Origin of the sequence: Rhodococcus opacus (assembly GCF_012396235.1) — a bacterium.
Taxonomy (GTDB): domain Bacteria; phylum Actinomycetota; class Actinomycetes; order Mycobacteriales; family Mycobacteriaceae; genus Rhodococcus_F; species Rhodococcus_F opacus.
In genome coordinates, this window is sequence record NZ_JAAXPA010000003.1 from 108,098 (window position 1) to 127,358 (window position 19,261).

Here is a 19,261-nt window from a genome sequence, read left to right on the forward strand (position 1 = left end):
CTTGGTAGGAGGCGCCGAGGACTCGGACGCCGCCGCGGAGCGGACCACCGAACGCCACCGGAAGGCCATCCTCTCGAGGGTGGTCTTCCTCGGGGGTGTGGCCATCTCGGCTCTCCTGATGTTCTGGGGTGCCTGGGAACGGCGATGGATTGCCGACGACGGTCTGATCGTGCTGCGCACGGTCCGCAACCTCCTCGCAGGCAACGGTCCGGTCTTCAACTCGGGTGAGCGTGTCGAGGCCAACACCAGCACCGCGTGGACATACATCGTCTACGCGTTCAGCTGGCTCTCCCAGGCCCGGCTCGAATACGTCGTCCTGACGATCGCGCTGATCCTGTCCACGGCGGCGATCGTGCTCGCCATGTTCGGCACCGCGCGCCTGTACCGCGGTGGGTCCTTCGCCGGCGGCGGCACGCTGTTGCTGATGCCCGCCGGTGTGCTCGTGTACATCGCGGTGCCCCCGGCCCGCGACTTCGCGACGTCGGGTCTCGAAAGCTGCCTGGTCATCTTCTGGATCGCGCTGCTCTGGCTGCTGCTGGTCCGATGGAGTCAGGCCACCGCTCCGTCCACCACCTCGGTGCTCGTTCTCTCGTTCATCGCGGGCATGGGGCCCCTCGTGCGCCCCGAGCTGGCGATCCTGGGTGTGCTGTCGCTGGCCATGATCTTCCTCGCTCCCGGTCTCACCTGGGTGGTGCGGGTGGCGATGGTGTTCGTCGCCGGCATCGTCCCGGTGGGCTACCAGATCTGGCGAATGGGCTATTACGCCCTCCCGTACCCCAACACCGCGGTGTCGAAGGACGCCGGCGGCGCCAAGTGGTCGCAGGGTTTCGCCTACCTCTGGAATCTGCTCGGCCCGTACCTGCTGTGGCTACCGCTGGTCTTCCTTTTCGCCGGCGCCGTGATCGCCTGGCGCGGCCGGGACAAGTCCATCGAAGATGGTGTTCGTCACACCGAAGGAAATCGGCTGACGCGCCTGCGCGGATGGCTGCGGACGCAGAACGCCGTCGTCGTGTTCATTCTCGCGAGCGGGCTGATCCTCGGTCTGTACTCGTTGCGCGTCGGCGGCGACTTCATGCACGGCCGCGTTCTTCTCCCCGTTCTGTTCTGTTTCATCGTTCCCGTCGCCGTAATTCCGGTGCGAATTCCGGACCGGGCGGCGTGGGGGCGTAATGGGGAATCGTCGATTTTCCTCGCAATGGCTTTCCTGTGGGCCGGCACCGTCGTGTGGGCGTTTTTCGCGTCGAACACGACGGGAATGCCGGAAGGTGTCGTTATCGGACGTTCCGGAATTGTCGACGAACGCGCCTTCTACGTTCTCAACACCGGTCATGCGCACCCGATTCGCGCGGACGATTATCTGGACTACCCGCGGATGCGCGCCATGGTGCAGACCATCTCGGACACCCCGGACGGCGGCCTGCTCATCCCGTCCGCCGATTACACGTACTGGTTCGTCGTTCCTCCGCCCCTTCCGATCCCGGACGGCGGCGCAGGTCACACGGTGTACTTCCTGAACCTCGGCATGACGAGCATGAACGTCGGTCTCGACGTGCGTGTGCTGGACCAGATGGGTCTCGCCTACCCGCTCGCGGCGCACACCGAGCGGTTGGACGACGGCCGTATCGGGCACGACAAGAACCTGTACCCCGACTGGGTCGTGGTGGACACGGGAATGATCGACAAGCACCCGTGGATGCCCGGATTCCTCGATGAGGAATGGGTGACCGAGGCGCGGGTCGCGCTCACGTGCCCCGAGACGCAGGACCTGCTGACGTCGTATCGGTCGGAACTGACGTGGCCGCGATTCAAGCAGAATTTCAAGGATGCGCTGCATTTCGCGAGTTATCGATTCGAACGAGTGCCCGCATATGAAATTCAGCGGTGCAATCTCGAGCCGCCGTTCCCGGAACCAGCCAAATAGGGCGAACCGGGCGGGGCGTGGGTCACCAGGGCGTCCCGGGTAGATCTCGATGTCGGAACATCAGATCTCGTTTGTGTAACGCAGGAACTGTCGGCGACGATGTACGTCGATGATGAGTCATCGTGACGGTGGTCTGGGAAGTTCCCTGGAAAGCGCTCCGTGAGCGTTTGTCAGAGAAGTTCGTGTGACATACAGTCCACCGAGCGCAGTGTGACTTGGAAGAGGTCCGCTGCCGACCCGGCTTCATGCCCGGGCCGGCAGGTCGCCTGTTCCCCGACGGAATCCGCCGGAGCCGCCCAGTGGCGGAGTCCGCAGACGAAGAGAGTGAGCAGTATTCATGCGTTTTGCCAGACCGAGGTTGTCTCAGCGCCTCAAGCAGCGTGCGATGGCCATCGGAGCCGTCGCACTGGTACTGCCTATGGGCGCAGGAATCGCTGGTGGAGCCGTCGCCGCAGCAGCACCGACGCACGCGGGTCCCGCCAAGACCGCGCCGGCCGGTGGCTACGAGGAACTGTGGGTTCCCTCTTCCATGGGACCGATCAAGGTCCAGGTCCAGTGGGCAGCCCGCGGCGGTAGCGCCGCCCTGTACCTGCTCGACGGACTGCGCGCCCGCAACGACCGCAACGCGTGGAGTTTCGAGACCAACGCGTTCGACCAGTACCGCAACGACAACGTGACCCTGGTCATGCCCGTCGGTGGCGAGTCCAGCTTCTACTCCGACTGGTACTCGGCGAGCAACTTCAACGGTCAGCCCGTCACGTACAAGTGGGAGACGTTCCTGACGCAGGAACTGCCCGACTTCCTGGCCAACTACGGCGTCTCGCGCACCAACAACGCCGTCCTCGGCCTGTCGATGGGTGGCAGCGCCGCTCTGACTCTCGCCGCGTACCACCGCGACCAGTTCAAGTTCGCCGGTTCGCTGTCCGGCTACCTGAACATCTCGGCTCCCGGCATGCGTGAGGCGATCCGCGTCGCGATGCTCGACGCCGGCCGCTTCAACGTCGACTCGATGTGGGGTCCGCCGTGGAACCCGGCGTGGCTGCGTAACGACCCGTTCGTGTTCGCGCCGCGTCTGCAGGGCCTGTCGATGTTCATCTCGGCTGCCAGCGGTCTGCCCGGTGAGTTCGACCACCCGCGCGCTCCGATCGACTACTACAACACCGCCAACGGCATGGGCCTCGAGGCTCTCGCCCTGGCCAACACCCGCGCCTTCCAGGTGCGTCTGGCCACCCTCGGTGTGCCGGCCACCTTCGACTTCCCCGCCAATGGCACGCACTCGTGGCCGTACTGGGGCTCGGAGTTGTTCAAGGCGCGCGGCCAGATCCTGGACACACTGGGCGCCTGGTGATCTGACACCACCCTCGTGGCGAATGCCGCCCCGCCGATCCGGCGGGGCGGCACTCGTGCGCTCCGGGGTGCCCGCGCCACGGCCGGGGCGTGAGGGAAAACCCAGGATTCCCTTCCCCCGAGAGTGCACAACGGAACGTTTTGTCAGTAAGGTGATCCCGTCGAGACGCCACCCGCGCAGCGAGCGCTGCGCGGGTGGCGTCTGTACGTGAGATTTTCACGAGAGTTATCGAGAGGTTGCCGCGGCCGCGGCGCGAGACGGATCAAGCGGAGGGAAGACGAGTTCATGCGTGTTGGGGGTTCGACGAGAACAAGCGGATGGGCCAGGCGTACTGCCGCCGCAATTGCTCTGGCGGTCGCACTGCCGCTGGGCGTGACCATGGTGGGCGGCGGCGCAACCGCATCCGCCGCCTTCGACCCCGCCGCGCAGGACTTCTGGGTCGATTCCGCCATGGGCCCGATCAAGAGCCGCATCTGGCGGGCCGCCGACGGCAACACCAACCGGGTGGTCTACCTGCTCGACGGTCTGCGCGCGCAGGACGACCTGAGCGGCTGGGAGGTCAACACCGACGCGGGCCCGTTCCTCGCCTCGCAGAACATCAACGTCGTCCAGCCGGTCGGCGGGCAGTCCAGCTTCTACTCCGACTGGATTTCGAACTCGAACCTCAACGGCCAGAAGACCCCGTACAAGTGGGAGACGTTCCTCACGGAGGAACTTCGCGACGCACTGGCGAACCGCCTCGGGTTCCAGTCCACCCGTAACGGCGTCATCGGCCTGTCGATGGGTGGCAGTGCCGCCCTGACCCTCGCCGCCTACCACCCCGATCAGTTCAACTACGCGGGCTCGCTGTCCGGGTACCTGAACATCTCGGCTCCCGGCATGCGTGAGGCCATCCGCATCGCGATGCTCGACGCCGGCCGCTACAACGTCGACGCGATGTGGGGCCCGCCGTGGAACCCGGCGTGGCTGCGCAACGACCCGTTCGTGTTCGCGAACAAGCTTCGCGACAACAACACCCGCCTGTGGGTGTCGGCCGCCAACGGCATCCCCGCCCCCGGCGGAGCCGCACCGACCGGATTCATGGACGTCTTCAACGCGAGCACCGGTGCGAGCCTCGAGGCGCTGTCGCTGGCGAACACCCGTGCCTTCCAGGTCAAGATGGCGACCCTCGGCGCGAAGAACGTCACCTACAGCTTCCCGCCCCGCGGCATCCACACGTGGCGTTACTGGCAGCAGCAGATCCACGATCTGGCGGGCGACCTCGGCAACACGATCGGGTAGCTCGGAAGTAACAATTGCACCAGCTGTAACAGCGCGGCACTCCCACTCGTCTGTCGTTTGCGTGTAGAAAGAACCGGAACGCGAGGCCGTGCTCCGTGTTGGCCTCGACGCGCAGAGAGAGAGTGAACGTCATGCGAGTAGGCCTGTTCAAGGCAGAACGTCAGCGTTCGTCGGCCGGGAATGTCCGAAGGCGGACGCTGGCCTCGCTTGCCGCTGTGCTCGTGGTGCCGGTGGCGGTCGGGTTCACCCAGACCGCCACCGTCTCGGCTGCGCCGGTCGCCGCGCAGGCTCCGGTGGCCACGCAGGCTCCGGGCGGCGCGACGATCCATCACGTCGACTGGCTCACCGACCGTCGCGTGGCGATCTGGATCAACTCTCCGTCGATGGGCGTGCCGATCCAGGTGCAGATGCTGCTTGCGCGCGACTGGAACTCGAAGCCCACGGAGAAGTTCCCGTCCGTCTACATGCTCGACGGTCTCCGCGCGCAGGACAACGAGAACGGCTGGACGCTCGAGACCGACGCCGAGTCGTTCTTCGCCGACAAGAACATCAACGTCGTCCTCCCGGTCGGCGGCCAGTCCAGCTTCTACTCCGACTGGGTGGCCCAGGACAACGGTCAGAACTACCAGTGGGAGACATTCCTCACGAAGGAACTGCCCCCGATCCTCGAAAGCGACTGGCGCACCACGCAGACACGCGGCGTCATCGGACTCTCGATGGGCGGCACGTCCGCGATGTTCCTCGCGGCCCGCAACCAGGGATTCTTCACGTTCGCCGCGTCGCTGTCCGGCATGCTCACCACCACCGCGCTCGGGATGCCGCAGGCCGTCGCGTACGCGATGAGCGACGCAGGCGGATTCGACGCGGACGCGATGTGGGGACCCCCGACCAGTTCGGCGTGGGAGGAGCACGACCCCTACCTGCTGGCCGACAAGCTCAAGGGCGTCAGCCTGTACATCTCCAGCGGTAGCGGAACCACCGGCCCGTACGACCAGCCGTCCGGAATCCCCGGCGTCAGCACCAATTACGCGGGTATAGGCCTCGAGATCCTGTCGCGGCTCACGTCGCAGACGTTCGCGACCAAGCTCAACAAGCTGGGCATCCCCGCCCAGGTCAACTACCGGCCGTCCGGCACACACTCGTGGCCGTACTGGCAGTTCGAGCTCCACCAGCTGTGGCCGCAGCTCGCCGGCGCCGTCGACGTCGAACCCGACAAGCCGGTGTGCACCACAGGCGGTTCCATCGCCGGGGTCGCCGGCGCGAACCCGTGGATCGGCGACTGCCTGACCCCCGAGTACAGCCTCGCGGGCGGAACGGTGCAGGACTTCCGCAACGGCCGGATCTTCGCCAAGTCCGACACCGGCGCGCAGCCGGTGGCCGGCGCCATCGGCGGCGTCTACCAGGCGACCGGTGGTCCGGGTGGGCCGCTCGGCTACCCGACGACGCCCGAATTGGCCACCCCCGACGGTCGCGGCCGCTTCAACCACTTCGAGCACGGGTCCGTCTACTGGTCGCCGCAGACCGGGGCGCACGCCGTCCGCGGCGCGATCCGCGACGAGTGGGCACGTCAGGGCTGGGAGGGCGGACCGCTCGGATACCCGGTGGCCGAGGAAGTTCCGACGCCCGGCAAGGACGGCGCGGTGCAGGGCTTCGAGATCGGCGCCATGTACTTCAGTCCCGCGAACGGCACCCACCGCGTGCAGGGAATGATCATGGGCAAGTATGCCGAACTCGGTTACGAGGGCGGGTGGCTCGGCTTCCCGAAGACCAGTGAGATCGCCGTCAAGGACGGCGGCCGGTTCAACCAGTTCGAGGGCGGCAACATCTACTGGAGCCCGCTGTCGGGTGCGTGGGCCGTCGAGAACGGACCGATCTTCGACGCCTGGAAGAGCGCCGGCTACGAGGGCGGCCGGCTCGGCTTCCCGATCAGCGACAAGTTCGCCATCCCCGGCGGCGTCCAGCAGAACTTCCAGACCGGTTACGTCACAGTGATCGACAACAAGGCCGAGATTCACTGATGGCCGGATCGCAGTAGAAATCTCACTCGCAGCGGGCGGGGCCGGGTCCGGCGGACCAGGGTTCCGCCCGATCTGCGTCTGTACCCTGTCGAGAGACAACGACTTGGAAAGCAAGGACGGAAATAGATGCCGCAGCACTCACGTATCAGCACCACCTTCCGACGGACGATCGCCGTAGGCGCGCTCGCCGTCGCAGCGAGCGGATTGTTGGTCGGGTGCGGCAGCGACGATTCCACGGCGACGTCGAACCCGTCCACCAGCGCCACGACGACCGCTGCGGCGTCCAGCTCCGCCGAGAGCTCGGCGTCTGCCGCGCCCAGCGCGAGCGCCTCGGCCCCGGCCTCCGCGCCGGTGACGAGCCCGGGTGAGGCGGCGACGGCGCCGCCGGAGCAGCCCGAGGAAGTTCCGGGCGACTTCCCCGGCCCCAGCGAGGTCCCGGTCAGCGCCGAAGGCCAGAAGTTCCTCGACGCGCTGAAGGCCAAGGGCATCGAGCCGGCCGCCGACGGCACCATGGCCGTGAGCACCGCCGACTTCATCTGCCAGGCCAAGGCCGAAGGCAAGAGCGACGCCGAAGCGATGGTGTTCGTCACAGCGATGGTCGGCACCGAGGCGTCGGCTGCGGGTCAGGAACTGACCCAGGAGCAGGCGACGGCCAACGCCCAGACCTACATGGATGTCGCCCACGCGACCTACTGCAAGTAGACGTCGATGTCGTTGACCGGGCGCGGAACGCGGAAGAAGAAGAGCAGCCTCCTGCGCAAGCTGGTGGTGCTGATCGTGATCCTGCTGGTGATTCTCGTCGCAGTGATCGCGCTCTGGTATCTCCTCGCAGGGCGACTGCCCAAGCCGATCCCGACCCCGCCCGGTCCCGAGCGTCCCAACGCCCAGCCGGCCAGCTGCCCCGACGTCCAGGTGGTGGTCGTCCCGGGCACGTGGGAGTCCAGCCCGACGGACGACCCGTACAACCCGTCGGCCAACCCGGCGTCGCTGATGCTCAACGTGTCGCGGCCGCTGCAGGAGCAGTTCGAGCCGTCGCGCGCCGACGTGTACACGGTTCCGTACGTCGCCCAGTTCTCCAACCCGATCGCCTTCCCGCCGGACGGGCAGCAGTCGTACAACAACAGCCGCGGCGCGGGCACGGCCGCCACCAACGACATCCTGATCCGTCGTCACGCCGAGTGCCCGCTGACCAGCTTCCTGCTCACCGGCTTCTCCCAGGGCGCGGTCATCGCCGGCGACGTCGCGTCGAGCATCGGTGCAGGTGACGGTCCTGTTCCGGCCGATCTCGTGCTGGGTGTCGGGCTCATCGCCGACGGTCGCCGCGACCCGGCCGCCGCCACGAATGTCGGCCAGCCCGTCACCGGCGTCGGAGCCGAACTGTCGTTGGCCGGTCTGCAGATCCCGGGTATCACAATGACCGGCCCGCGCCCCGGCGGTTTCGGTGATCTCACGGACCGGGCGGTCGAGATCTGCGCCCCGACGGACGGAATCTGCGACGCCCCGGCGCAGGCGTTGAAACCGAGCAACTGGATCGGAAGCGGACTACGTCTACTCGAGTACAACAACAACCCCGTCCACGCGATGTACAACTCGTACGTCGTCGACGACTCCGGCACGACGGCCACGCAGTGGATCGCCGGGTGGGCTGCCGAGAAGATAGACGCCGCCCCGACCCCGGCACACAGTTGATTTTGTGGCGGGTGGGTTCACCGTGGTCGGTGAGCCGTGAAACGTCCCAAACAGATAGGCGAGACGCGTACTGGCCGGTAGTGTGCGTTTCTCGGCACCGGTAGAGTGCTGCACTGTTGCGGCATCACCGGTGCCCGACCCCACCGATGTTCACGTCCTGAAACGCGGGCGTTTCACCACAGGAGAAGCTATTCATGAGTTCCGACGCCAGCTCGTTGCGTAAGTTCCGATTCGCGGCAGGCGGAGAGGGCAACGCGGACGAGGGCGGCGCGCGTCGGTTCGTCAAGCTTGCGCAGAAGGCCGAGGAACTCGGGTTCGACAGCTTCATGATCCCCGACCACCTGGGTAACCAGGTGGGACCGATCGCCGCTCTCGGCGCACTCGCGATCGCCACGGACAAGATCCGGCTCGGCACCGCCGTCCTGGCCAACGGCTTCCGGCACCCGGCGATCCTCGCCAAGGACGCCGCCACCATCGACGTGCTGTCGGGGGGCCGCCTCGAACTCGGCATCGGCGCCGGCTGGATGAAGGAAGAGTTCGACAAGGGCGGCATCGACTACGAGCGCCCGGGCATCCGGATCGCCAAGCTCGAGGAGACCCTGCAGATCCTCGACGTGCTGCTGCGCGGCCAGGAGTGCAACTTCGACGGCAAGTATTACCAGATCAAGGGCCTGACAGGCAGCCCGCGACCGCGGCAGGGCCCGCGTCCCCCGATTGCCGTCGGCGGCGGCGGCCCCAAGATGCTGGCGCTCGCGGCCAAGTACGCCGACATCATCTCCGTGGCGACGCCCACCAGCAAGGAAGGCAAGCTCCTGCTCTCGGGTGTCACGCTCGAGAAGACGATGGAGCGCGTCGACCGTATCCGGGAAGCTGCCGGTGACCGGTTCGACGACATCGAACTGAACTGGACGATCACCACCATCGTCATCACCGACGACCGTGAGCAGACCGCCGAGATGGCGCTCGCCGCACTCGATCAGGGCTTCCCGCCCAACATCGAGGTCGACACGAAGCTGTCCGTCGAAGACATCCTGAGCTCGCCGTATCTCGCGATTGGAAGCTTCGAGGAGATCGCCGATCAGATACGCATGGTGCGAGAAAAGACGACAATGTCTTACGTCGGTGTGTTCCCCACACAGATGGATGCGTTCGCGCCGATCATCTCGCAACTGAAGGGCGAGTAGACGCAGCGTACCGAGGGCGGCGATGCCAATCTGTAACATATCGATGGTTTGGAATCGATGAACTTATTCGGGTGAGTGGCGAGTTACGTCATTCCCCACGAGTTGTACAAGATCCGATTCGGCGAAGGAAGTCTGGGGCGCAGTCATGCCGGTGGCATGCCTGTGTGATCGCTTCGGAGGAGATGGAATGAACGCGAAGTTCGATGATTTTATCGACGAGAAGGGCCATATCAGGCTCGACTCGGGAAGCACGCTGGTCGACTACGTCCAGCGGCACACCCGGGAGAACTCGGACGAGCTGGCATACCGCTACATCGACTATTCGCGGGACAGAGACGGCGAAGCGCAAGAGCTGACCTGGGAACAGTTCGGCCACCGCCTGCGCGCCGTCGCTGCGCGCCTCCAGCAGGTCACCAAGCCCGGCGACCGTGTCGCCGTCCTGGCGCCGCAGGGTCTCGACTACGTCATCTCCTTCTTCGCCGCCATCCACGCCGGAACGATCTCGGTGCCGCTGTTCGACCCCGACGAACCCGGCCACACCGACCGTCTGCACGCCGTCCTCGGTGACTGCAAGCCTGCCGCCATCCTCACGGCCACCTCCTCCGCCGCGGGTGTTCGACAGTTCTTCCGTTCCCTCCCCGCCGCCGAACGCCCCCGCATCATCGCCGTCGACGCCATCCCCGACAGCGTCGGCGAGTCCTGGGTGCGCCCCGAGATCGATCTCGACGACATCGCGTACCTGCAGTACACGTCCGGTTCCACCCGTGTGCCCGCCGGTGTGGAGATCACGCACCGCGCCGTCGGCACGAACGCGCTGCAGATGGTCGACTCCATCGAGCTCAACGAGAACTCGCGTGGCGTCACGTGGCTGCCGCTGTTCCACGACATGGGTCTGCTGACCGTCATCCTGCCCGCCCTGGGCGGCAAGTACATCACCATCATGAGCCCGCGCGCGTTCGTGCAGCGGCCGTACCGGTGGATCAAGGAACTGGCAGCGGTGTCCGACGGTGCGGGCACGTTCGCGGCCGCACCGAACTTCGCGTTCGAGCACGCGGCCGCCCGCGGTCTGCCGAAGAACGGTGAGAGCCTCGATCTGAGCAACGTGATCGGTCTCATCAACGGCAGCGAGCCGGTCACCACGTCGTCGATGCGCAAGTTCAACGAGGCATTCGCGCCGTACGGCCTGCCGAAGACGGCGATCAAGCCCTCGTACGGCATGGCCGAGGCCACCCTGTTCGTGTCCTCCACCCGGCACTCGGACGAGGCCCGCGTCATCTACGTCGATCGCGACGAGCTCAACGCAGGTCGCGTCGTGAAGGTGGACCAGGACGCCGAGAACGCCATCCCACAGGTGTCCTGCGGGTACGTCGCGCGCAGCCAGTGGGCCGCCATCGTCGACCCGGAGTCGCGCATCGAGCAGCCCGACGACCGGGTCGGAGAGATCTGGCTGCACGGCGAGAACATCGGCATCGGCTACTGGGGTCGCACCGACGAGACCGCCGAGACGTTCCACAACAAGCTCACCAACCGGCTCGCCGAGGGCAGCCACGCGGAGGGCACCCCCGAGGACGCCAACTGGATGCGGACCGGCGACTACGGCGTCTACATCGACGGCGAGCTGTTCATCACGGGCCGCGTCAAGGACCTCGTGATCGTCGACGGCCGCAACCATTACCCGCAGGACCTCGAGTACTCGGCGCAGGAGGCGAGCACCGCGCTCCGCCCCGGCTTCGTCGCCGCGTTCGCGGTCCCGGCCAACCAGCTGCCCGCCGTCGTGTTCGAGAACACACACTCGGGTCTGAACTACGACGCGGGCGACTCGTCCGAGCAGCTCGTGATCGTGGCCGAGCGCGCACCGGGTGCGGGCAAGGCCGACCCCCAGCCGATCGCCGACACGGTGCGGGCGGCGTTGTCGAGCAGGCACGGGGTCACCGCGCGCGACATCCTGCTGGTGCCCGCGGGCTCGATTCCTCGTACGTCGAGCGGCAAGATCGCCCGCCGCGCGTGCAAGGCGAGCTACATCGAAGGCACCCTGCGCGGCGGATACACGCAGACGGCCTTCCCCGATAGCGTTTCCGAATAGTCCACTTCCTGACGGGTAGCTTGGTGAGTTGATGGCTGAAAAAGATGATGACCGGACCAGCAGCACAGGTGACATGACGGTCGCGCAGCTGCGCGAGTGGCTGCGCAACTGGATTGCCGACGCAACCGGGCAACCGGTCGGTCAGATCACCGACGACCGTCCGATGGAAGAGTTCGGTCTTTCGTCTCGCGACGCGGTCGCGCTCAGCGGCGAGATCGAGGAACTGGTCGGCGTCACGCTCACCGCGACGGTCGCCTACCAGCACCCCACCATCGCGTCGCTGGCCACCCGCATCATCGAGGGCGAACCCGAGCAGCCCGACGACTCCGCCGACGCCGCGTACTACGCGTCGGTGCCGACGTCGGACGCGCACGACATCGCGATCGTGGGTCTGGCCTCCCGCTTCCCCGGCGCGGGTAAGACTCCCGCCGAGATGTGGCAGATGCTCGCGGAGGGCCGCGACGGCATCTCCGACCTGCCCGAGGGTCGATGGGAGGAGTTCACCTCCGACCCGCAGATCAAGGCGGCCGTCGAGAAGGCCAACACGCAGGGCGGCTACCTCGACGACGTGAAGACCTTCGACGCGGAGTTCTTCGCGATGTCCCCGCTGGAGGTCGCGAACGTCGACCCGCAGCAGCGCCTCGCGATGGAACTGACGTGGGAGGCCCTCGAGCACGCCCGCATCCCGGCCAGCGACCTCAAGGGTGAGCAGGTCGGTGTGTTCATCGGCAGCTCGGCCAACGACTACCAGTTGCTCGCGGTCAGCGACCCCGTCCACGCGCACCCGTATGCGCTGACCGGTACGTCGACGTCCATCGTCGCCAACCGGGTTTCCTACTTCTACGACTTCCGCGGACCGTCCATCGCCCTCGACACGGCGTGCTCGTCGTCGCTCGTCGCGGTGCACCAGGCGGTGCGCTCGCTGCGGTCCGGTGAGTCGGATCTCGCGCTCGCCGGTGGCGTCAACATGCTCGTCGCGCCGCCCGCCACGCTGGGCTTCGACCAGCTGGGTGTGATGGCCCCCAACGGCCGCATCAAGGCGTTCTCCTCCGACGCCGACGGCATGATCCGCGCCGAGGGTGGCGGCCTCGTCGTCCTCAAGCGTCTCGAGGACGCCGAGCGTGACGGCGACGAGATCCTCGCCGTCATCGCCGGTAGCGCGGTCAACCAGGACGGCCGCTCCAACGGTCTCGCGGCCCCGAACCCCGACGCGCAGGCCGACGTCCTGCGGCACGCGTACCGGGACGCGGGCATCAACCCGGCCGGCGTCGACTACATCGAGGCGCACGGCACCGGCACCATCCTCGGCGACCCCATCGAGGCAGATGCGCTCGGACGCGTCGTCGGTCGTGGCCGCGCCGACGACAAGCCCGCGCTGCTCGGCTCGGCCAAGACCAACTTCGGTCACCTCGAGGCCGCCGCAGGTGCGGCGGGCCTGATCAAGGTCGTGCTGTCGATGCGGGAGGACACACTTCCGCCGACGCTGAACTTCGCCGGACCCAACCCGTACATCGCGTTCGACAAGGCGCACCTGCAGGTCATTCCCGAGGGTGCGGCGTGGCCGCGCTACACGGGCACGGCCGTCGCCGGTGTGTCCGGGTTCGGTTTCGGTGGCACCAACGCGCACGTCGTCGTGCGTGAGTACACCGGACCTGCCGCGGACGACGCGGCCGAGGTCACCGAGCCCGCTGTTCCCACCGAGGAATCGGTGTCCGAGGCCGTCGAGCCGACGATCGTGCTCGCGGTGTCCGGTGCGTTGCCGTCGCGTCGCCGCCGGGCCGCCGCGGATCTGGCCGACTGGCTGGAGACCGAAGAGGGCAGCACCACTCCGCTCGCCGATGTCGCGCGTGCTCTCGCCCGCCGCAACCACGGCCGCTCGCGCGCCGTCGTCCTGGCGAAGACCCGCTCCGAGGCCGTCACCGGGCTGCGCGCCATCGCCGCAGGGAAGCCCGGGCAGGGTGTGTTCTCGGCGGATTCGCCGTCGTCGAAGGGCGCCGTCTGGGTCCTGTCGGGCTTCGGTTCGCAGCACCGCAAGATGGCCAAGCAGCTCTACCTGGAGAACCCGGTCTTCGCCGCCGCCATCGACGAGGTTGACGCGCTGATCGAGGACGAGGCCGGCTACTCCATGAAGGAGAAGTTCCTCGACGACGCGATCGACTACGACGTCGAGACCTCCCAGGTCGGTATCTTCACCATCCAGATCGGTCTGGCGGCCCTGCTGCGTCACCACGGCGCCGAGCCCGAGGCCGTGGTCGGGCACTCGATGGGCGAGGCTGCCGCCGCGTACATCTCGGGTGGTCTGCCTCTCGAGGACGCGGTGCGGGTGATCTGCGCCCGGTCCCGCCTCATGGGCGAGGCCGAGGCCACGCTCGAGGGCGACGACATCCGTCTGATGGCGCTCGTCGAGTACAGTGCGTCCGAGATCGAGACCGTCCTCACCGACTTCCCGCACCTCGAGGTCTGCGTGTACGCGGCCCCGACGCACACCGTGATCGGTGGCCCCGAGCCCGAGGTCAACGCGATCGTCGCGCGCGCCGAGGGCGAGGAGAAAATGGCCCGCGTCCTCAAGACGAAGGGCGCCAGCCACACCTCCCAGGTGGATCCGCTGCTGGGCGAGCTGGCCGCGGAACTGGCGGGGATCGAGCCGACCAAGCTGAAGCTGGGCGTGTACTCCTCGGTCGACCAGGACACGTACTACCGCGCCGGCCACGAGCCGATCCACCGCGAGGAGTACTGGACCAAGGGTCTGCGCCACAGTGTGTACTTCACCAACGCCGTGCGCCTCGCCGTGGGCAACGGGCACACCACGTTCGTGGAGCTGGCGCCCAACCCGGTGGCCCTGATGTCGGTGGCCGCCACCGCGTTCGATGCCGGCCTGCACGACATGCAGCTCATCCAGACGCTCAAGCGCAAGGAGGACGAGCCGCTCGGTGTCCTCGCCGCGCTCGCGCAGCTGTACGTGCACGGGCACGCCGTCGACCTGTCGTCGCTGCTCCCCGAGGGCGACTTCGCGTCCGTTCCGCGTACCGCGTGGATCCGCAAGCCGTACTGGGTGGAGACCCGCATCGACTCCAGCGGCAACACCCGTGTCCCCGGTGCGCACGTGTCGCTGCCCGACGGCCGCCACGTGTGGGAGGTCCAGGCCGGCGCGGTCACCGACCTGCCCGCACTGGTCACCGCCGCCGCGTCGCAGGTGCTGTCGGACGTGACGCTCGCCGCGTCCGTCCTGCACGCTCACGCTCCCGCGGAGGGCACGCTCACCACCACGCTCAACCCGCATCCGGGTGGCGCGTCGCTGCAGGTGCACGCGAAGAGCGGCCCGAGTTTCACGCTGCTGTTCGATGCCGCCGTCACGTCCGGTGCGGCGTTGCCCGAGCCGGTCGTCGCGCCGCCGGTGCAGTCGACCTCCCCGGTGGAGGAGCTGCCCGAGGTCGTCGAGGACATCGGCGAGAAGTGGGACCCGAACGGTTCGCAGACCCTCGAAGACCGTCTCGCGCTGATCGTCGCCGAGTCCATGGGCTACGCCCCGGAAGACCTGCCCGCCGAGATCCCGCTCATCGAGCTGGGCCTCGACTCGCTGATGGCCGTCCGCATCAAGAACCGCGTCGAGTACGAGTTCGACATCCCGCAGCTGCAGTTGCAGGCGGTCCGGGACGCGAATCTGATGGAGGTCGGCAAGTACCTGCGTTACGCGGTCGAGAACCGCGAAGAGGTGCAGGCGCTGGCGGACAAGCAGAAGGCCGAGAAGGAAGCGGAGGAGGCCGCGGAGGCCGCGGAGGCCGACCGTGACTCGGAGGCCGCTCGTGAATCCGAGGGCGCCGCGTCTCCGCTCGACGCGGAAAACACGTCCGTGGAGGCCGAGGCCGAGGCGATCCTCGCCGCGACGCCGGTGCCGGAGACGGCTGCTACTCCCGAGGCGGCCGCCGTGGACAGCAAGGAAGCGTTCGCCGACGCGACCGGTTCCGACGTTCCGCCCCGCGACGCCGCCGAGCGTCTGACGTTCGCCACGTGGGCCGTCGTCACCGGCGAGTCCGCGAAGGGCATCTTCAACACGCTGCCGATCCTGAACGACGAGACGGCGGAGAAGCTGGCGGCTCGGTTGTCGGAACGCGCGAACGGTGAGATCACGTTCGACGACGTTCTCGACTCCACCACCATCGAGGAACTCGCCAATGTGGTGCGCGGATTCCTCGAGGATTCCGGCAAGATCGACGGACTGGTCCGTGCGCTGCGGGCCCGCCCGGAAGGATCGGATGCCGTCCCCGTGTTCGTGTTCCACCCGGCCGGTGGTTCGACGGTCGCGTACGAGCCGCTGCTGAAGCGTCTGCCCGAGGGCACGCCGATGTACGGGTTCGAGCGCACCGAGGGTCCGATCGAGGTCCGCGCGGCGGAGTACCTGCCGCTGATCCGTGAGATCCAGGGTGACGGACCGTATGTGCTGTACGGCTGGTCGCTGGGCGGTGTGCTGGCCTACGCGGTGGCGAAGCTGCTGCGCGAGTCGGGTGCGGACGTCCGGATCGTCGGCCTGATCGACACGGTGATGGCCGGGGAGAAGGTCGAGGACACCCCCGACGAGATCCGTAAACGCTGGCAGCGGTACGCCGCGTTCGCGAAGAAGACGTACAACGTGGACTACCCGCTGCCGTACGACAAGCTCGCTGCGGCGGAGAGCGACGAAGAGCAGATCAAGATCCTGACGGAACTGCTCAAGCTGAGTGGTACGAAGATTCCCGGTGGAATCATCGAGCATCAGCGCACGTCGTGGCTCGACAACCGGGCCATCCAGACTGCCGAGCTCGAGCAGTACGACGGCGACGTCGTCCTGTACATGGCCGACCGCTACCACGACGACGTGATGAACCTGGAGCCCGCGTTCAAGACCCGGAAGCCGGACGGCGGCTGGGGCGACGCGGTGAAGAACCTGGAGATCATCCACGTGGGCGGCGATCACATCCAGATCGTCGACGAGCCGTACATCGCGAAGGTCGGTGCCGACCTCACCAAGAAGCTGGCGGCGATCCAGGCCGCCGGAACCGGAGCGCATCAGTGACCACCACGACCGCAGAGAAGCTTGCCGAACTGCGCGAAAAGCTCGAAACGGCGAAGGAACCCGCGGGCGAACAGGCTATCGCCAAGCGCGCGAAGAAGGGTATTCCGAGCGCGCGCGAACGCATCGACATGCTGCTCGACCCGGGAAGTTTCATCGAGGTCGGCGGCCTGATGCGCCAGCCCGGTGATCCGGGTGCCCTGTACAGCGACGGTGTCGTCACGGGCCACGGGACCGTCGAGGGACGACCGGTCGCGGTGTTCTCGCACGATCAGACCGTGTTCGGCGGTTCCGTCGGCGAGATGTTCGGCCGCAAGGTCGCCGCGATCATGGAGTTCGCCGCCAAGATCGGCTGCCCCTGCGTCGGCATCAACGACTCGGGCGGTGCCCGGGTGCAGGACGCGGTGACGTCGCTGGCCTGGTACGCGGAGCTCGGCCGTCGGCAGGAACCGCTGTCGGGGATGTGCCCGCAGATCTCGATGATCCTCGGCAAGTGCGCGGGCGGCGCGGTCTACGCGCCGATCAACACCGACGTCCTGGTGGCCACCGAGGAGTCGTACATGTTCGTCACCGGGCCCGACGTGGTCCGGAAGATCACCGGTGAGGACGTCAGCCTCGAAGAACTCGGTGGCGCCCGGAACCAGGCGCAGTACGGCAACCTGCACCATGTGGCGGCCGACGAGAAGGCCGCGTTCGAGTGGGTGCGCAAGTACCTCAGCTTCCTGCCGTCGAGTTGCATGGAGAAGCCGCCGGTGGTCAACCCGGGTCTCGAACCGGAGATCACGGACTCCGACCGCGACCTCGACACGTTCATCCCGGACGCCGACAACGCCGGCTACGACATGCACGACATCCTGCTGCGGATCTTCGACGACGGCGAGTTCCACGAGATCGGCGGGCAGGTGGCGCTGAACATCATCACCGGCTTCGCCCGCGTGGACGGACGTACGGTCGGGGTGATCGCGAACCAGCCGCTGGTCGCGGCGGGCGCGCTGGACGCCCAGGCCTCGGACAAGGCCGCACACTTCATCCGTATCTGCGACGCCTTCGACATCCCGCTGGTGTTCGCGGTCGACACCCCCGGGTTCCTTCCCGGCCTCGAGCAGGAGCGGATCGGCGTCATCAAGCGTGGTGGCCGGTTCATCTTCGCGTTCGTGACGGCGACGGTCCCGAAGGTGACCGTCGTGATCCGCAAGGCGTACGGCGGCGCGTACGCCGTCATGGGCTCGAAGCAGCTGGGCGCCGACATCAACTTCGCGTGGCCGACCGCCCGCATCGCGGTGATGGGCGCGGAGGGTGCTGTCGACCTCATCGGGCGCAGGCAGATCGAGGCCGCGGGTGAGAACGCTCCCGCGGTTCGCAGGCAGCTGATCAACTTCTACAACGAGAACATCGCGACGCCGTACATCGCGGCGGAGCGTGGCTACATCGACGCCGTCATCGAGCCCGCCACCACCCGGCTCGAGATCCGCAAGGCGCTGACGATGCTGCGCGACAAGAAGGTGCAGCGCAACCCGCGCAAGCACGATCTGATGCCTCTGTAGGTCGCCACCGCGGCAGTGACTCATGCCGACCGCAGCTTCGGTTCGGTGTGGACGAACACCGGCGGCCGGGGGCGCGACGCCGCCAGCGTGCGCGCCGCGCGGAGGTCGGCGAGCACTGTCGCCGGGTCGGCCTGAATCTGCTTCGGCAGGTGCGTCACGACGATGATGTCCTCGCGCTGCATACGCGCCCGCCGCCTCATCGTCGCCTCGTGGAGTTCCGGCGAGAAGTGGTACTTCAGCGAGTCGATCTCCCAGGCGACGGCGACGTCGTCCAGCCAGCCGTCGGGACGGGCGATCCACAGCCCGGCGGCGGACAGGACGTCCACGTTGTGCAACATCGGCGGAAGACCGCTCGTCGCATACACCTTCTGCGCGTGCACCTCGGCGACGGAATGCGCATCGTCGCTCAGTTCACGCAAGACCGCGCGGGGCAGGCGGCTTCCGCGGTCGCTGCCGTGCTCGAGTTCACGCACGAGGTCGTCGACAGTCACGTCGCCGCGCTGGATCCCGCCGGCGAGGAGCGCCCGACAGCTGTCGGCCTGAAGCGTGCGACGACCGGCGTCCAGGAGGCTGCGCGCCGGGGGAGCGAGGCGCAGGAGCCCCCGGTGGACCGGTGCGGGCATGCGCCACGTCCGCTCGACCTTCACGTACGCCCAGTCCCGGCGGTGCCGGGTGGACGGGATGAGCAGCAGCACGTCGTTCCGGGACGCCGACGAGGTGTAGCCGAACGCGGCGAGCGCGGCGTGACCGGACAGCAACGCGTCCGGACCGCCGTATTCGAGCGCCGCCAGATTGCGCTGCAGCATCGTCGGCGGCCCGTTGTGCAGCAGGACGACGCCGGGGAGGATCCGCTGCCACGGACCGCCGTCGGCGCAGCGTGCGGAGATGGTGTCCTTCGCGACACCCAGCCGTTCCAGGGTGGCCGCGCGGACCACACCGTCGCGGCTGACGGCGGCTATCGCAGAGGGATCTTCGGCCCAGGTTCCTCGTCGCATGGGTCAGAGCATGCCGCGGGCGAATCGGACCGTCGCCGGAAAGCCCACGTCGGAAATTGCCCTGTGGATGGACGGAAGGTTGTGGACAACTCCGCGGGCGGCGGAGCCGTTTCGCCGTGTCGGCCCGCCCAGCGCGGCGCCCGATGTGACA

At 67.4% G+C, this 19,261-nt stretch carries 11 protein-coding genes; 10 read left to right on the forward strand and 1 reads right to left on the reverse strand.

The genetic code is table 11. From position 1 onward, the window contains the following. Nucleotide 1: 1 nt before the first annotated feature. The 10 genes from HGB39_RS04580 to HGB39_RS04625 all read left to right on the forward strand — a co-directional run bounded on the left by HGB39_RS04580 (nucleotide 2) and on the right by HGB39_RS04625 (nucleotide 18,115). Nucleotides 2-1,921, forward strand: a complete 1,920-nt coding sequence (locus HGB39_RS04580; RefSeq protein WP_005565887.1) for an arabinofuranosyltransferase AftB family protein — start codon at nucleotides 2-4, stop codon at nucleotides 1,919-1,921. A 337-nt stretch (nucleotides 1,922-2,258) separates the two neighbouring features. After that, the gene (locus HGB39_RS04585) at nucleotides 2,259-3,269 is read left to right on the forward strand and encodes an alpha/beta hydrolase (RefSeq protein WP_043789365.1); all 1,011 of its coding nucleotides are present in this window, start codon (nucleotides 2,259-2,261) and stop codon (nucleotides 3,267-3,269) included. A gap of 285 nt (nucleotides 3,270-3,554) precedes the next feature. After that, the gene (locus HGB39_RS04590; protein ID WP_080606195.1) at nucleotides 3,555-4,550 is read left to right on the forward strand and encodes an alpha/beta hydrolase; all 996 of its coding nucleotides are present in this window, start codon (nucleotides 3,555-3,557) and stop codon (nucleotides 4,548-4,550) included. Between the two features lie 131 nt (nucleotides 4,551-4,681). Next, the gene (locus HGB39_RS04595; protein ID WP_064080285.1) at nucleotides 4,682-6,568 is read left to right on the forward strand and encodes an alpha/beta hydrolase-fold protein; all 1,887 of its coding nucleotides are present in this window, start codon (nucleotides 4,682-4,684) and stop codon (nucleotides 6,566-6,568) included. Between the two features lie 126 nt (nucleotides 6,569-6,694). Continuing rightward, entirely contained in the window at nucleotides 6,695-7,270 is a 576-nt protein-coding gene (locus tag HGB39_RS04600) for a DUF732 domain-containing protein (RefSeq protein ID WP_064080280.1), read from the forward strand. Between the two features lie 6 nt (nucleotides 7,271-7,276). Further along, the gene (locus HGB39_RS04605) at nucleotides 7,277-8,257 is read left to right on the forward strand and encodes a cutinase family protein (protein WP_005565878.1); all 981 of its coding nucleotides are present in this window, start codon (nucleotides 7,277-7,279) and stop codon (nucleotides 8,255-8,257) included. Between the two features lie 194 nt (nucleotides 8,258-8,451). Then, complete coding sequence (locus HGB39_RS04610) at nucleotides 8,452-9,441, forward strand: LLM class F420-dependent oxidoreductase (protein ID WP_005248835.1); 990 nt, start codon at nucleotides 8,452-8,454, stop codon at nucleotides 9,439-9,441. 187 nt (nucleotides 9,442-9,628) lie between these two features. Beyond that, entirely contained in the window at nucleotides 9,629-11,524 is a 1,896-nt protein-coding gene (gene fadD32 / locus HGB39_RS04615; RefSeq protein WP_005260435.1) for a long-chain-fatty-acid--AMP ligase FadD32, read from the forward strand. Nucleotides 11,525-11,597: 73 nt separating this feature from the next. Then, nucleotides 11,598-16,574, forward strand: a complete 4,977-nt coding sequence (gene pks13 / locus HGB39_RS04620; RefSeq protein WP_005565876.1) for a polyketide synthase Pks13 — start codon at nucleotides 11,598-11,600, stop codon at nucleotides 16,572-16,574. Further along, nucleotides 16,571-18,115 carry an acyl-CoA carboxylase subunit beta gene (locus HGB39_RS04625; RefSeq protein WP_005565873.1) on the forward strand — a complete coding sequence of 515 codons (1,545 nt, stop codon included), beginning with the start codon at nucleotides 16,571-16,573 and terminating at the stop codon, nucleotides 18,113-18,115. Before pks13 ends, HGB39_RS04625 begins: the two co-directional genes overlap by 4 nt. A gap of 20 nt (nucleotides 18,116-18,135) precedes the next feature. On the opposite strand, the gene HGB39_RS04630 is transcribed toward HGB39_RS04625, so the two are convergent. Next, a complete protein-coding gene (locus HGB39_RS04630) occupies nucleotides 18,136-19,110 on the reverse strand; it encodes a hypothetical protein (protein WP_043789361.1) in 975 nt (324 codons plus the stop codon). Between the last annotated feature and the right edge of the window lie 151 nt (nucleotides 19,111-19,261).